This window comes from Methylosinus sp. DMC45 (assembly GCF_056313885.1).
The window spans coordinates 125589-138941 of record NZ_JBQUZK010000003.1 but is presented as its reverse complement, the minus strand read 5'-3'; the positions used below and the strand labels follow the sequence as shown (position 1 = coordinate 138941).

General features: G+C 66.0%; 14 protein-coding genes. 10 read left to right on the top strand and 4 right to left on the bottom strand.

Annotated elements, in window-relative coordinates; all coding sequences use genetic code 11:
• Positions 1 to 3: 3 nt before the first annotated feature.
• Entirely contained in the window at positions 4 to 864 is an 861-nt protein-coding gene (locus ACT53T_RS00840) for an HpcH/HpaI aldolase/citrate lyase family protein (protein WP_476159506.1), read from the bottom strand.
• Positions 865 to 959: 95 nt separating this feature from the next.
• Between ACT53T_RS00840 and ACT53T_RS00835 the strand changes: the two genes are divergently transcribed.
• The 3 genes from ACT53T_RS00835 to ACT53T_RS00825 are packed head-to-tail and all read left to right on the top strand — an operon-like array spanning position 960 to position 3095.
• Positions 960 to 1679, top strand: a complete 720-nt coding sequence (locus ACT53T_RS00835; protein WP_400765260.1) for a carbonic anhydrase — start codon at positions 960 to 962, stop codon at positions 1677 to 1679.
• Between the two features lies 1 nt (position 1680).
• Entirely contained in the window at positions 1681 to 2559 is an 879-nt protein-coding gene (locus ACT53T_RS00830; RefSeq protein WP_476159505.1) for a TIGR01459 family HAD-type hydrolase, read from the top strand.
• 59 nt (positions 2560 to 2618) lie between these two features.
• Positions 2619 to 3095, top strand: a complete 477-nt coding sequence (locus ACT53T_RS00825; RefSeq protein ID WP_018267432.1) for a MaoC family dehydratase — start codon at positions 2619 to 2621, stop codon at positions 3093 to 3095.
• Between the two features lie 22 nt (positions 3096 to 3117).
• On the opposite strand, the gene tam is transcribed toward ACT53T_RS00825, so the two are convergent.
• Entirely contained in the window at positions 3118 to 3891 is a 774-nt protein-coding gene (gene tam / locus ACT53T_RS00820) for a trans-aconitate 2-methyltransferase (protein WP_476159504.1), read from the bottom strand.
• Between the two features lie 275 nt (positions 3892 to 4166).
• Between tam and ACT53T_RS00815 the strand changes: the two genes are divergently transcribed.
• Entirely contained in the window at positions 4167 to 4805 is a 639-nt protein-coding gene (locus ACT53T_RS00815) for a hypothetical protein (RefSeq protein WP_476159503.1), read from the top strand.
• A gap of 3 nt (positions 4806 to 4808) precedes the next feature.
• Here the strand turns inward: ACT53T_RS00815 and ACT53T_RS00810 are convergent, their stop codons facing one another.
• A complete protein-coding gene (locus ACT53T_RS00810; RefSeq protein ID WP_476159501.1) occupies positions 4809 to 5735 on the bottom strand; it encodes a polysaccharide deacetylase family protein in 927 nt (308 codons plus the stop codon).
• A gap of 94 nt (positions 5736 to 5829) precedes the next feature.
• On the opposite strand from ACT53T_RS00810, the gene mgtE reads away from it, so the two are divergent.
• The 5 genes from mgtE (at position 5830) to ACT53T_RS00785 (ending at position 10145) form a co-directional block, all read left to right on the top strand.
• Positions 5830 to 7242, top strand: a complete 1413-nt coding sequence (mgtE, locus tag ACT53T_RS00805) for a magnesium transporter (RefSeq protein WP_476159500.1) — start codon at positions 5830 to 5832, stop codon at positions 7240 to 7242.
• Positions 7243 to 7325: 83 nt separating this feature from the next.
• Positions 7326 to 8285: a GH25 family lysozyme gene (locus tag ACT53T_RS00800; protein WP_476159498.1), complete on the top strand. Its 960-nt coding sequence runs from the start codon at positions 7326 to 7328 to the stop codon at positions 8283 to 8285.
• Entirely contained in the window at positions 8282 to 8674 is a 393-nt protein-coding gene (locus ACT53T_RS00795) for a hypothetical protein (protein WP_476159497.1), read from the top strand. Before ACT53T_RS00800 ends, ACT53T_RS00795 begins: the two co-directional genes overlap by 4 nt.
• Before the next feature lie 308 nt (positions 8675 to 8982).
• Positions 8983 to 9447: a cupin domain-containing protein gene (locus ACT53T_RS00790; RefSeq protein WP_476159496.1), complete on the top strand. Its 465-nt coding sequence runs from the start codon at positions 8983 to 8985 to the stop codon at positions 9445 to 9447.
• 305 nt (positions 9448 to 9752) lie between these two features.
• On the top strand, positions 9753 to 10145 hold the full coding sequence (locus ACT53T_RS00785; RefSeq protein WP_476159494.1) for a hypothetical protein: 393 nt from the start codon (positions 9753 to 9755) through the stop codon (positions 10143 to 10145).
• Positions 10146 to 10265: 120 nt separating this feature from the next.
• Here the strand turns inward: ACT53T_RS00785 and ACT53T_RS00780 are convergent, their stop codons facing one another.
• The gene (locus ACT53T_RS00780; RefSeq protein ID WP_476159493.1) at positions 10266 to 12140 is read right to left on the bottom strand and encodes an alkaline phosphatase family protein; all 1875 of its coding nucleotides are present in this window, start codon (positions 12138 to 12140) and stop codon (positions 10266 to 10268) included.
• Positions 12141 to 12532: 392 nt separating this feature from the next.
• Here ACT53T_RS00780 and ACT53T_RS00775 point away from each other — a divergent pair, with 392 nt between their 5' ends.
• Entirely contained in the window at positions 12533 to 13345 is an 813-nt protein-coding gene (locus ACT53T_RS00775; RefSeq protein WP_476159491.1) for an amino acid kinase family protein, read from the top strand.
• Positions 13346 to 13353: the final 8 nt, after the last annotated feature.

The window sequence follows — 13353 nt, the reverse complement described above, 5'->3', positions numbered from 1 at the left end:
CGCTCAGGCCGCGGCGTAGAGCGCCAGCGTCCGCCGCGCGCCGTCGAGATGCAGGCGCTCCACCATGCGGCCGTCGATATGGGCGACGCCGATCGCCGCATTCTCCGGCGCATCGAACAGCTCGACGATTCTGCGCGCGAATTCGATCTCGGCCGGCGAGGGCGCGAAGACCTCGTTCACCGTGGCGATCTGGCCCGGATGAATCAGCATCTTGCCGTCCATGCCGAGGTCGCGGCCCTGCTCGGCCTCGCGGCGCAGTCCGTCTAGATCATTGAAATCATTGTAGATACCGTCGATGATATCGACATTGTGCAGACGCGCCGCCAGCACCGAGGCGGAGAGCCAGGCGACCAGCGCCGGCCGGCCCGGCGTCAGCCGCGCCCGCGTCGATTTGGCGATGTCGTTCGGCCCCAGCATCATGGCGGAGAGCGGCGCCTCCTCGGCCGCGCTGGCGATTTTCTCTATGTCGAAGAGAGCGCGCGGCGTCTCGATCATCGCCCAGAGCGTGGTGTGGGCGGGCGCGCCGGCGGCTTTCATATCGCGCGCGGCGCGCAGAATATCCTCGCGGCTATTGGCCTTGGGGACGACGATGGCGTCCGGCCCCGCCGCGGCGACGGCGGCGATATCGGCGGCGTACCAGGGCGAATCGAAGACATTGACGCGCACGATGATCTCGCGGGAGCCATAGCCGCCGCCCTTCACCGCGGCGACGACCTGCTCGCGCGCCGTCTCCTTGGCGGCCTCGGCGACTCCATCCTCGAGCTCGAACATCAGCACATCGGCTGCGAGCGTCTTGCCCTTCTCCAGCGCTCTGGCGTTGGAGCCCGGCATGGCCAGCACGCTGCGTCGCGGTCGCGAAATCATGGCTCTCTTTTTCTCCCCTTGCCTCGTCGGTCGCGCTCCACAATAAAGGAGCCGCCGCCGGCGCGCCATCGCCCGGCCGTGTCCAGGGAGCGAATATGACCGAAGCCGGCCCGACAGAGCAGCCCGGCGACATTCTCCCCGCCCATCTCGAGAAGGGTTACGAGACCTTTCTCGCCGGGCGGTTTCGCAGCGAGCAGCAGAGATTCCACGAGCTGGCGGCGGAAGGCCAGAAGCCGCGGACGATGGTGATCGGCTGCTGCGATTCACGCGTCGCGCCGGAGGCGATCTTCGACGCCGGGCCGGGCGAGCTGTTCGTCATTCGCAATGTCGGCAATCTCGTGCCGCCCTATGCGCCGGACAATCAGTATCACGGCACCTCCGCCGCGCTGGAATATGCGGTGATGGCGCTGAAGGTGCAGCATCTCGTCATTCTCGGCCACGCCCAATGCGGCGGCGTGCGCGCCTATGCGGAGAGCCAAGCCGATCCCTATACGCGGCCGCTCTCGGCCGGCGATTTCATCGGCAGCTGGATCAAGCTTCTGGCCCCGGCCGCCGAGCGCGCCGGCGCCATTCCAGACCCCGTCACGCCCGATTATGTCGAGCGGCTCGCCTTCGAATCGATCAAGCAGGGCGTCGCCAATCTGCGCAGCTTCCCCTGGATCGCGACTTTGGAGCAGCGCCATTATCTGTCGCTGCACGGCGCCTATTTCGGCGTGATGGACGGAAGGCTGCTGGCGCTGGACGAGGCCACGGGCCAGTTCTCGCAGGTCGCGCCGCAGGCCCACGCCGCGGCCTTTGAGCAGCCGCGGTTCTGATATGACGATTCCGCAGATTTCCGGCCTGTCGCAGCTCGCCGATCGCTATGACGCGATCCTCTGCGACGTCTGGGGCGTGCTCATCGACGGGCGCTCGCATTTTCCCGTCGCCGCCGAGGCGCTGGAGAAATTCCGCGCCCGCGGCGGCAAGGTGGCGCTCGTCACCAACGCCTCGCGGCCGAGCGAGGAGGTCCGCCGACAGCTCGACGGGCTCGGCCTGCCGCGCGTCGCCTATGATGATCTCGTCAGCGCCGGTCAATTGACGCTGGAGCAGATGGTCGCGCGCGACGGCGAGGCGTGCCATCACCTCGGCCCGCCGCGCGACAATGGGCTTTTCGAGGCCGCCGATCGGCTGCTCGGCGGAAAATTCCGCCGCGTCCCGCTCGAGGCCGCCGATTATGTCGTCTGCACCGGGCTCATCGACGAGCGCCGCGAGACGCCGGACGATTATGCAGGAACGCTGGAGCGCATGCGCGCGCGCGGCTTGCCCATGCTCTGCGCCAATCCCGACATTGTGGTCGGCATCGCCGGCGAGCTGGTCTATTGCGCCGGCGCTCTGGCCGAGCGCTACGCCGCGCTCGGCGGCGAGGTGGTGATGGCCGGCAAGCCCTATCCGCCGATCTACGCCGCCGCTATCGGCCGCATCGCCGCTCTCGCCGGCGAGGCTCCCGCCCGGGTTCTCGCCATCGGCGACGGCGTGGCCACGGATTTGCTGGGGGCTTCCCGCGCCGGCCTCGACTCGCTGTTTCTGACCGAGGGCGTGCATCGCGACGAGCTCTACCCGCCGCCGGACCGCCGGCTGGACGCGGCCGCAATGGGGGCGCTTCTGGCCGGGGCCGGAGTCAAACCGGTTGCATTTGCGCCGTTTCTGGTGTGGTAGATGGAGAAACGGCCCGGCGGCCTCTTCCGCCCGGGCGACAAAGGCCGGTGACCGCATCCATGTCGACGCCCTTCAAGACCTATTATTTCGAAGACCTCGCCGTCGGAATGCGCGAGACCTTGATGAAGGCCGTCATGGACGACGACGTGATCGCCTTCGCCGATCTCTCCGGCGACCGCAATCCGATCCATCTGTCGGACCATTTCGCCAGCAAGACGCGCTTCGGCGAGCGCATCGTGCATGGGCTCTACACGGCCTCGCTGATCTCCACCGTCATCGGCATGTATCTGCCGGGGCCGGGCGCGGTCTATTTGTCGCAGACGCTGAATTTCCGCGCCCCGGTCAAGATCGGCGACGTGATTCACGTCGTCGTCGAAATCGTCGAGCTGATCGAGAAGGGCCGCCGCGCCCGCCTGCACTGCGAGTGCCTGGTGGACGGCAAGGTGGTGCTGGACGGCGAGGCCTGGGTCATGGTGCCGAGCCGCGAGCAGGCGACCCGCGCCGCGCAATTGGCCAAGCCCGCCGCCTCCGCCTGAGCCGCGGCGCGCTCGCGGCGGCTCATTTGCGGCGCGCCACGATGAACAGCCGCGGAAAGAGCAGCAGAATCGTTCCATCCGCCCGGCGCGGATAGGCGTCGGCGAGCGCCGCTCGATAGGCGGCGACGAAGCCGCGCGCCTCCTCCTCCGTCAGGGGCGCGAGAAACGGCCGCAGCCCCGTCGCTCGCACCCATTCCACGATCGCGTCCGCTCCCGCCAGCGGATGGGCGTAGGTCGTGCGCCAAACATCGGTCTCGCAGCCGGTTTCGTGCAGAAGATCGTAATAGGCCTCGGCGGCGAGGATTTTCGAGCGGATCGCGAAGGCGTCGCCGATCTTCTGCGCCCAGGGGCCGGCGGCGGCGGCCTCCCGCATCAGCCGATGGCTCGGCTCGTCCTGATTGTCGGGCATTTGCATGGCGAGGACGCCGCCGGGCGCGAGCGTGGCGACGAGGCGCGGAAGCAGCGCGCGATGATCGGGGAGCCATTGCAGCGAGGCGTTGGCGAAGAGGAGATCGGGCGCCGCGTCGGGACGAAAATCGGCGATGTCCGCCAGCGCGAAATCGGCGGCGGGGAGGCGCGCGCGGGCGGCGGCGATCATGTCCGGCGAAGAATCGACGCCGAGCAGACGGGCTGTGGGAAAACGCCCGGCCAGCAGTTCTGCGCTATTGCCCGGCCCGCAGCCGAGATCGATGATGAATCCCGGCGCCTCGAGCGGAATGCGAGCCAGCAGCTCGCGCGCGGGCCGCGTGCGTTCTGTCTCGAAAGTCGAATAGAGAAGCGCATTCCAGTCGGCCATGATCGAACCAGCTCATCCGTCGCGGCTTCTGCGGGCCCGGCTCCCGTGGCGCCGGTCGGCCTCATCCTCTCTCGCCATTGCGGCGAGGATGCGGTCTGCGGGCGGTCTTGGGCTCCATCGCGCGCGAGCTTGCGCGTCGCAGACACGGGGCGGCCCTTCCGGCGCCGAACTCGCGCCCTTTTTCGCCGCCACGCTCACGTAGGAAACCTCTTCGGCGCCAGCATGATAGAAAACGAGACGCGGCAATGTGGGACATGAGGCGAGGAGACAAGGGCATGAGCGTGAGACATGCGCTGCCCGGGGCCTTTCTGGCGGTCGGCCTCGTCGCCGCCGTCCCGGGCGCAGCGGGCGATCTCGGCTATCCGGCCTCCGCGCTCGGCGAATTTTCGGGCAAGCCGCGCAGCGCCTTCGACAATGCGCCGCCGCTCGCCGCGCCTTTCGTCCCGTCCGCGGACCCGGAGCAGACGGGGACCACGGCTCCCGCCCAAGCTCCCGCCCCGGCTCCTGTCCAAGCGCCGGCCCAAGTTCCTGCCCAAGCGCCTGTCCGAGCCCCCGTCCGAGCTCCCGCGCCGCGCCCGGCCGCAGCGCCGGCGCCGGTCGCGGAGGCCGAGGAGCCGGCGGAGGCGCCGCCCTCCGAGACGGCCCCCGCTCCTTCCACGGGCGCGCTCGAGGAATATGAGGCGCGCTGCTTCGTGAAGCTCCAGGGCCGCGTCGTGATCGCCAAATCGTGCCGTATCCTGCGTGAGCCGAAGGAGGTCATCTTCGAGATCGACGAAGGCCCGCTGACGATCAAGCTGCGGCAGGGCCGCGTCTGGACCGCGCGGCTCAAGGATCGCGATCTCGGCGCCGTCTATCAGACCGGCCCCTGCTGGGGCGCGAAGGGCTTCTACGCCTGCGACCGCGGGCGGATTTGATCGCTACCGCGATTTCACCCCCCGGCCTTCCTCCTGCGGCTCGCTGCGCAGGCCCTTGGGACCGAGCGTCTTGGCGATGATCCCTTCCGTCGCCGAGGTCCAGCCGGGCTTGGCGTGGACGATCGGCGTCGGCCCCTCGCCGGGGACGATGTGAACGAGGCGAAAGCCGCGCGCTTTCAGCTCGCGGAGAAAATCCGGCATCATCGCCGCCGTCGAGGGCCGCGGATCATGAAACAGGATGACGCCCTTGCCGGCCGCCTGCAGCCGCGACATCACCAGCTCCAGCTCGGCGCGGGGCGTCATCTCCTGCCAGTCGGAGGCCCAGAGATCGGCGCCGAAGACGGTGACATTGCGCTCGCCGAGCCAGCGCACCAGCTCCGGCGTGTCGGCGAAGCCGGGAAAGCGGAAGAAAGGGAAATGCGGCGAAGGCGCGCCGGCGGGAAAGCCCGCGGCGGCGTCGACGGCGTGGAAGCCTTTTTCAATGTCGGCCTGCGCGGCGTCCTCGCTCATCAGCCGCAGCGTGCGTGCGGGATGGCTGTAGGAATGATGTCCGGCGTTGTGGCCCTCGGCGACGATGCGGCGGATCAGCGCCGGCGCCTCGGCGGCGCGGGCGCCGACCAGAAAGAAGGTCGCCCGCGCGCATTCTTCTTTCAGCGCATCCAGCACGCGCTCGGTCGCGCCATGGGCGGGGCCGTCGTCGAAGGTGAGGACGACCTCGTGATCGGCGAGCGCCAGCGTGCGCGGATAGGTCTGCAGGCCGAGCGCCAATCCCTCGCTTCCGTCGATCGCGATCGTCCGCGACACGCCCAGCGCCTGCGCGCCGCATTCGGCCGCGCCGGCGACGGCGGGCGAGAAGGCGGCGGGCGTGAGCGCGAGCAGAGCCGCGGCGAGACGACGAGCGGCAGGACGAAGAGTCGAAAGAACATGCATAGGCGGTTTGCTTTCCCGGCGCGGCGCGTTATGGGAGCCCTTGTCCCGGTCTCGCCGGCCGCTCGCCCCCCTCGCGCATCGATCAGGCCCCCATATGTCGCAAGACCATGAAAAATCGGCGCCTGCGGAAGGAAATTTTCGCGACGAGGAAACCGGCGAGCCGCGCGCCGATTTCGTCGCCGCGGTGGAAGAGGCCATCGCCGAAGGCGATTCCGGCCATGTGAAGGAGCTGGTCTCCCCGCTCCACGAGGCGGATGTCGGCGCGCTGATCGAATTGCTCGATCATGAGGAGCGCCCGCGCCTCGTCGAGCTAATGGGCGACGAGTTCGATTTCGCCGCTCTGACCGAGGTCGGGGAATCGACGAGAGAAGATATCCTCGAGGAGCTGCCGGTCGCGACGCTCGCCGAGGCGATGCGCGAGCTCGAGAGCGACGACGCCGTCGCCATTCTGGAGACGCTGGAGCCCAAGGAGCAGGCGGAGGTCCTCGAGGCGCTGCCGGCGCAGGAACGCATCATTCTGCGCCGCTCGCTGGAGGCCGCCGAGGGCACGGCCGGGCGCCTGATGCAGACGACGCTGATCGCCGTGCCGCCCTTCTGGTCGGCGGGCGAGGTGCTGGATTTCTTCCGCGCCACCGAGCCGGACGAGCTGCCGGACAATTTCTTCGAGGTCTTCGTCGTCGATCCCGCCTATCGGCTGCTCGGCACGGTTTTTCTCGACGCGCTGGTGCGCGCCCATCCCAAGACGCGCGTCGAGGAGATCATGCAGGCGGATCGCCGCCGCGTGCAATTCGACGAGGACACGGAGGAAGTCGCGCGCCTCTTCGAGCGCTACAATCTCGTGTCCGTTCCCGTGGTGGACGAGGCGGAGCGGCTGGTCGGCGTCATCACCATCGACGACGTCGTGGACGTCATTCAGGAGGCCGCCTCCGACGAGATCAAGGCGCTCGGCGGCGTCGGCCGCGACGAGGAGCTGACCGACAGCTTCTGGTGGGTGGTCAAGAGCCGCTTCGTCTGGCTGCTCGTCAATCTCTGCACCGCCTTCATCGCCTCCAGCGTCTTGAAGGCCTTCGAGACGGAATTGCAGCAGATGGTGGCGCTCGCCGTGCTGGCGCCCATCGTCGCCAGCCAGGGCGGCAATTCGGCGACGCAGACGATGACGGTGACGGTGCGCGCGCTGGCGACGCGCGAGCTCTCGCGCTCCAACGCCATGCGCATCATATTGCGCGAGCTGGCGACAGGGGCCTTCAATGGCGCGGCTTTCGGCCTGATCACCGGGCTCGTCGCGGCCAATTGGTTCCAGACGATCGGCCTCGGCCCGGTGATGGCGCTGGCCATGTTCACCAATCTCGCCGCCGGCGCGCTTGGCGGCATTCTCGTGCCCATGCTGCTCGAGCGCTGGAAGGTCGATCCGGCCGTGGCCTCCAGCGCCTTCGTCACCACCGTCACCGATGTCGTCGGCTATGGTTCCTTTCTGAGCATAGCCACGTTATGGTTCCGCCTTCGATGAGTCGCGCGGCCGAGCCTGTGGCGAATCGCGCCGGCTTTGGGGAATTAACGCTTCGTTACCGGCTTGCGGGATATTTTCGCGCAATGCGATCGAACGAGATTTTCGCGGCCGCGGCCGCCGTCCTCCTCTCCACGGCCCTCTCCGGCTGCGGCAGCGCCGTGGATCCGTCCTATAGCGCGCGCCCGCGCTTCGCGACCAGCGCGCCGCTGGTCAACACGCGCAAGGACCCGACCTATCTCGCCTATGCGGTGCCGGAGTCGCAGCTGCACGCCTATCCGGCGACGCGCAGCGCCGAATTCTCCGTGCATGGCGTCGACGTCTCCAAATATCAGGGCGATATCGACTGGCAGGCGGTGAAGGAATCGGGCGTCGGCTTCGCCTTCATCAAGGCGACCGAGGGCGGCGACGCGCTCGACTCCAAGTTCCAGCGCAATTGGGCGGCGGCCAAGGCGGCCGGCGTGCCGCGCGGCGCCTATCATTTCGTCTATTGGTGCCGGCCCCCGCATGAGGAGACCGGCTTCTTCAAATCCGTCGTGCCAGTGGAGCCGGACGCGCTGCCGCCCGTGTTGGACGTGGAGGCGACGCCCACTTCCCGCACCTGCAAGCGCACGCTCTATCGCGAGGAAGTGCTGCGCGACATGCGCGTCATGCTCGAAGATCTCGAGCGCCATTACGGCAAGAAGCCGATCATCTACAGCTCGGTGGATTTCTATCAGGCGATCCTGCATTCCGGCGCGCTGGCGGAATATCCGATCTGGGTGCGCTCGACGAAATATCATCCGGCGGTGCGCTATGGCGACCGCAAATGGACCTTCTGGCAATATCGCTCCGACGGCCATGTCCCCGGAATTTCCGTCGCCGTGGATCAGAACACGTTCAACGGCAGTCATGCGCAATGGCGGGAATGGCTCGCCGATCAGACCGGGCTGAAGGCGCAGCCCGTCGCGACGGCGGCCGCCAAGCCGATCGACGATCGCGGCATAGAGAAGCTGATCGAGGAAGACCCGGCGATGCTGCCCTCCGCGATGAAGAACGCGCAGTGATCCTGCGCCGGGCGCGCGCGGCGCTTCGGCTCGCCCTCGCGGCGACGCCGTTCGTCTCCGCGGCGGCGGGCTGCGAGGCGGGCGATCCGTCGCTCGCCGGCCATTATTATCTCAGCGGCGTGATGGAGACCGGCTCCGAGCTGCTGCTGCGCCCGGACGGGCGCTTCGACTATATGCTCGCCTATGGCGCGCTGGACGAGATCGCCTCCGGCTGCTGGTCGCGCCGGGGCGATGTGGTGACGCTCGCCGTCTCGAAGTTCGAGGCGAGCATGGACGATCCGATGAAATTCGATCGGCTCGAGCTCGCCGTCACGCCGCGCGGCGGCCTGTCGCGGCGCTTCGAGGGCGGCCGAACCGGCGTCTATTCGCGGCCGCGCGGCGGGCGTTGAGCGCGCCGGGAGCTGCGCTCGAACGAAACCGGGGCCGTTTTGAAATTCGCATTTCGACCCTGAACGATCATTCGATATCGACAAGAATTTCTTGCGGGCTCCAAGAGGATCAGAACGTGTTCGAGGTCAAACAGTGGCCCGTGTCACGGCTTTCCGATTAGGGCGCGTTGCGTTGTCGAGGCGATCCAATTCGCATAGCTCCCTTCGCTCTTCACACTTTTGGGATTATGCTGCTTCCAACAGGATATTGGCGTAGGTCCTCCCAAGATCGAGCGCTTCCCAATGGGAAATAAAAAAGAGCGTGTGCAATGCCCGCTATCAGACCAATGCAATTCGTGACCGAGGATCGAGAGCCCGGCGATGTCTGCGGACCAGCGAGTACGCTCTGGATCAGCGAAGCGGCGGGGCTGACGCAGTTCGGCGCCCTCATTGAGATACTCGAGCCCGGGTCGCTGTCCTCCCTCAAGCATTGGCACAGCGCTGAGGACGAGCTGCTATATGTCCTGGAAGGCGAAGTAACGCTGATCGAGGGCGCTACCGAAACGATTCTCCGCGCTGGTGATGCCGCCGCTTTCAAAGCTGGTGTCGCGATTGGCCACCATCTGCACAACCACAGCGAACAACCAACTCGATGTCTGGTTATGGGCGCGCGTGCGCCTATCGATAAAATCACATATCCGGATCATGATCGGGTCTGCCATCGAGATCGCTCCCTTCCCGACGACATCTGGACCGACGGCGCAGGGACGCCGGCAACTAACCCATATGCTTGAGATCTAGCGCTTCTGTATCGTTGAATGGCGTGCCGATTCATTCTCGATATTCGAAGCGATGCGTTTGGCGCCTCGGCGAAATTCGACATGCCCGCCGCCACTCTGCCGCCCCCTCGCCCGATCGCTGGCCAAGGCGGGCGAAATCGTCTAGTGTGGCCGCTCATTCGAGAGCGTGAACGCTTTTGAAGGGTTCTCGGCGTCGTAAAATCGACGCGGTTTCGAGCGTGTGCGCCGTTCAACGTAATTTCCAAAGGTCCGGGCGGGGAACGTCCGAGGCGACGTTTCATAGACGAAAGGATGAGGCCATGCGGCTTGCTGCGGCGATCTTCGCCACCTGCGTATCTTTTTCCGCGCTGGCGCTGGAGACGCCCGTCGAATCCTCTGCGGATACGGCCCCCGCCGCTGTGGCTCAGCTCGACGTTCGCGCACCCGAGACGGCGCCTGTCGCCGAGATTGCGCCTCTTCCGCCGGTGATCGAGCGCGTCGCGCAGCCGGCGCCCGCTGCGGCGCATCGCAAGCTTCATCATATCGCTCGGCGGCCCGGCGCGCTCGCGCATCGTCCGGCGCCGCCGCGCCGTCGCATGGAGGCGCGCGCGCCGCTGCTTCCGACGCCTGTGGCGGAGGCGCTGCGTCCCGCCCCGCGGCGTTGCGAGAGCATCGCCTGCCCCCGCTTCGTGCTCGTCGGCGTCGGCTTCTGAAGCGAAGCGACCTCGCCGAATGACGCGGCCGCGCCGGATAGGCGCGGCCTTTTTCGTTTCAGGCCCGAGGCGGGATTTTGAAAAGGCCGCGTCGCATCGGACGCGGCCTCGGCGCGACGCTCAGCGATCGCGGCCGTGATGATCGTGATGGCCGTGATCATGATCGTGATCGTCGTCGTGATCGTGATCGTGATCGTGATCGGCGAAGACGAAGAGATCGACGAGATCGCCGATCGCCGGCCGATTGGCGGGAATATAGGGATTCTCGCGCGAGGGAATCGGGTTCGGCAGATTGTCGCGGCTGAGATGCGAGATGGTCGGCAGCTTCCAGTTCCGCTCGATGAATTTCAGCAGCGAGACATGGTCGTAATAGGTGTGGTCGACATAGCCCTTCTTGGCGTAGGGCGAGACCACGATGAGCGGAATGCGCGTGCCGTCGCCGAAGAAGTCCACCGGCTGAATATAGCCCGAGTCGTAATAGCCGCCGCCTTCATCCGTGGTGATGAAGATCGCCGTCGAATCCCAGGCGGAGGAATTCTGCACGCGCGCGATCAGCGTCTTCAGGAATTGCTCGTAGAGATTGCTGGTCGAATCGGCCGGATGCGCGGCGAAGGCCTCGAAGGGACGCACGAAGGACACGGCCGGCAGCGTGCTGTCGGTCAAATCCTTCAGGAAGGCGCCATAGTTCTGCAGCTTGGCGTATTCGCTCGTCGTCATCACCTGCAGATAGCCGGTGAGCGGATCGCAAATGCCGCAATAGGAGTGGAAGGGCGCGCCGCCAGTGACGGGGAAATTCACGCCATCGACCGAATTGGCGAAGACGGTGGGATCGTCGCCGCGATCGGCGCTGTAATATTTCCACGACACATTATGCGCGTTCAGCACATCGACGATGGTCGAGGCCTTCTGCGGCGGCAGCGTGAACTTCGTCGCGCCGAGCGCGCGCGTCACGGACGGCGTCTGGTTCCAATACATGTTGTAGTTGTTGACGAGGTAGTAGTGCCCCGGCGCGCATTTGCGCTCATAGGTCCCATGGCTGCGCAGCTGCTGATCGACAGCGGCGACGCCCGGCTGCGACAGATCATGGCAGTTCACATAGGAGCCGCCGCTGTAGCCGTCCTGCGTGTAGTAATTATTCGTGCCGCTGACCGGATCGGGATTTTCGATCTGATTGACGGGCGGCGTCGCGGGCGAGCCGTCGAGACGCGCAGGATCGGTGTAGAAAGCCGCATGGCCGGTGACGATCGCCTGGAAATTGGCGCCCGTGCCGCCCATCACCGCCTGATGGTAATTGTCGCTGATCGCGTAAGAATCGGCGAGCGATTTGAAATAGGGCGCGTCGCCGGTCTGCGCGGCGCCATTCGCATCCGTATAGGCGTTCATGTTGAAGAAGCCCATGGAGATCGCGCCCTCCTTGGGATCGAAGCCGGCCGGCGGATTGCCGTTGGAGCCGGTGCCGATGGTCTTCTCGACCCAGACGAACTTGTCGAGCTTGCCGCCGTCCCACTCCTGCCACATCTGGAAGAAGCGATGCACAGGGTCGCCGGTATAGGCGGCGTAAGAGACATATTTGCTGATCTGATAAGGACCATTGGGCAGATCGGCGGGGAAGCGCGCATCCGGCACGCCCTGCGGAACGCCGGCGGCGTAAGTGGTGTAGGGCTGCGGCAGGGTGGCGTAGGCGCCGGTCGACGGCGTCACGACCTCATAATGATAGAGATCGGAGCCGATGTTCTGCGTCGCCTTGGAGAAATTCGGACCGGGCGTTCCGTCGGCCTTGATGATGCCCTTGCTCAGCAGATTGTCGACGCTCTGGCCGGCGGCGGGACGATAGCCGCCGAAGAGATTGTCGAAGGTGCGGTTCTCGCCGACGACGATGATGACATGCTTGATCGGCGTCCGTGTGGACTCGGCCTTGGCGGCGATCACGATCGACGTCGCGGTGAGCGCTGTCGTCGCGAGACAGGCGCTCTTCAAAAGCAGGCGTATGTTCATGTGGCCCTCGCATTTCGCAAGAAAAAGCACTTTTCCAATCTCGAGGCCGGCGCTCGCCGTGAGCGTCGCGGCAGGCAAAGCTAGCGAAGCCCGATCTCAGCGCGATGGCGGCGCAATGAAGCTCTCGTGACTGCCACGGCTTTCGCGCCGGGCCAGCGCCGCGGCGCGCCGTGCGACTTTGCCGCATGCTTGACGCGCTCTGCGCCGCGACTAGCTGACTGTCTCGAAATATGCGTTTTTCGTCGTTTTTTCCGGCAGAGCAGAAGAGCGTCGAAAATTGCGGCTGTCCCGGCAATAGCGCATGTTTTTCACATATTGCGGGTCTCTTCGACGCGTTCTACCTACACGCATGTGGTCGACGACTGCAGAAACAACGACGAAAGGCGTCACTGATGGCACATACGACAGCGGAGCTAGAGGCGATCCTCATGCAGCGCTCGCTCACCGACGTGGAACTTCTCGCGGCGGCGGACAAGGCCGAGGATTTTCGCATCCTGCCGGACGCGTCGGTGATCAAGATCGGTGGCCAGAGCATCATCGATCGCGGCCGCTCGGCGGTTTATCCGCTGGTCGATGAGATCGTCACCGCGCGCAAGGCGCATCAGATGCTGATCGGCACGGGCGCCGGCACGCGCGCGCGCCATCTCTATTCCATAGCGGCGGGCGTCGGCCTGCCGGCGGGCGTGCTCTCGCAGCTCGGCGCCTCGGTCGCCGATCAGAATGCGGCGATGCTCGGCCAGCTGCTCGCCAAGCATGGCATTTCCGCCGTGGACGGCGCCGGCCTCTCGGCGGTGCCGCTCTATCTGCAGGAGGTCAACGCCGTCGTGTTCAGCGGCATGCCGCCTTATAATCTGTGGATGCGTCCGGCGGCCGAAGGCGTCATTCCGCCCTATCGCACCGATGCGGGCTGCTTCCTCATCGCCGAGCAGTTCGGCTGCAAGGCGATGATCTTCGTCAAGGACGAGCAGGGCCTGTTCACCGCCAATCCCAAGACCGACAAGAATGCGAAATTCATCCCCAAGATCACGGTCGATGAGATGAAGGAGCAGGGCCTGCAGGATTCGATCCTCGAGTTCCCGCTGCTCGATCTGCTGAAATCCGCGCGTCACATCCGCGAGGTGCAGATCGTCAACGGCCTCGTCCCCGGCAATCTGACCCGCGCTCTTTCTGGAGAGCATGTCGGCACCATCATCACCGCGAGCTGAGACGGATC

Bases quoted from the DNA above. Each gene is read 5' to 3' on its own strand.
- ACT53T_RS00840 (WP_476159506.1), bottom strand. From the start codon at position 864: ATGATTTCGCGACCGCGACGCAGCGTGCTGGCCATGCCGGGCTCCAAC.
- ACT53T_RS00835 (WP_400765260.1), top strand. From the start codon at position 960: ATGACCGAAGCCGGCCCGACAGAGCAGCCCGGCGACATTCTCCCCGCC.
- ACT53T_RS00830 (WP_476159505.1), top strand. From the start codon at position 1,681: ATGACGATTCCGCAGATTTCCGGCCTGTCGCAGCTCGCCGATCGCTAT.
- ACT53T_RS00825 (WP_018267432.1), top strand. From the start codon at position 2,619: ATGTCGACGCCCTTCAAGACCTATTATTTCGAAGACCTCGCCGTCGGA.
- tam (WP_476159504.1), bottom strand. From the start codon at position 3,891: ATGGCCGACTGGAATGCGCTTCTCTATTCGACTTTCGAGACAGAACGC.
- ACT53T_RS00815 (WP_476159503.1), top strand. From the start codon at position 4,167: ATGAGCGTGAGACATGCGCTGCCCGGGGCCTTTCTGGCGGTCGGCCTC.
- ACT53T_RS00810 (WP_476159501.1), bottom strand. From the start codon at position 5,735: ATGCATGTTCTTTCGACTCTTCGTCCTGCCGCTCGTCGTCTCGCCGCG.
- mgtE (WP_476159500.1), top strand. From the start codon at position 5,830: ATGTCGCAAGACCATGAAAAATCGGCGCCTGCGGAAGGAAATTTTCGC.
- ACT53T_RS00800 (WP_476159498.1), top strand. From the start codon at position 7,326: ATGCGATCGAACGAGATTTTCGCGGCCGCGGCCGCCGTCCTCCTCTCC.
- ACT53T_RS00790 (WP_476159496.1), top strand. From the start codon at position 8,983: ATGCCCGCTATCAGACCAATGCAATTCGTGACCGAGGATCGAGAGCCC.
- ACT53T_RS00785 (WP_476159494.1), top strand. From the start codon at position 9,753: ATGCGGCTTGCTGCGGCGATCTTCGCCACCTGCGTATCTTTTTCCGCG.
- ACT53T_RS00780 (WP_476159493.1), bottom strand. From the start codon at position 12,140: ATGAACATACGCCTGCTTTTGAAGAGCGCCTGTCTCGCGACGACAGCG.
- ACT53T_RS00775 (WP_476159491.1), top strand. From the start codon at position 12,533: ATGGCACATACGACAGCGGAGCTAGAGGCGATCCTCATGCAGCGCTCG.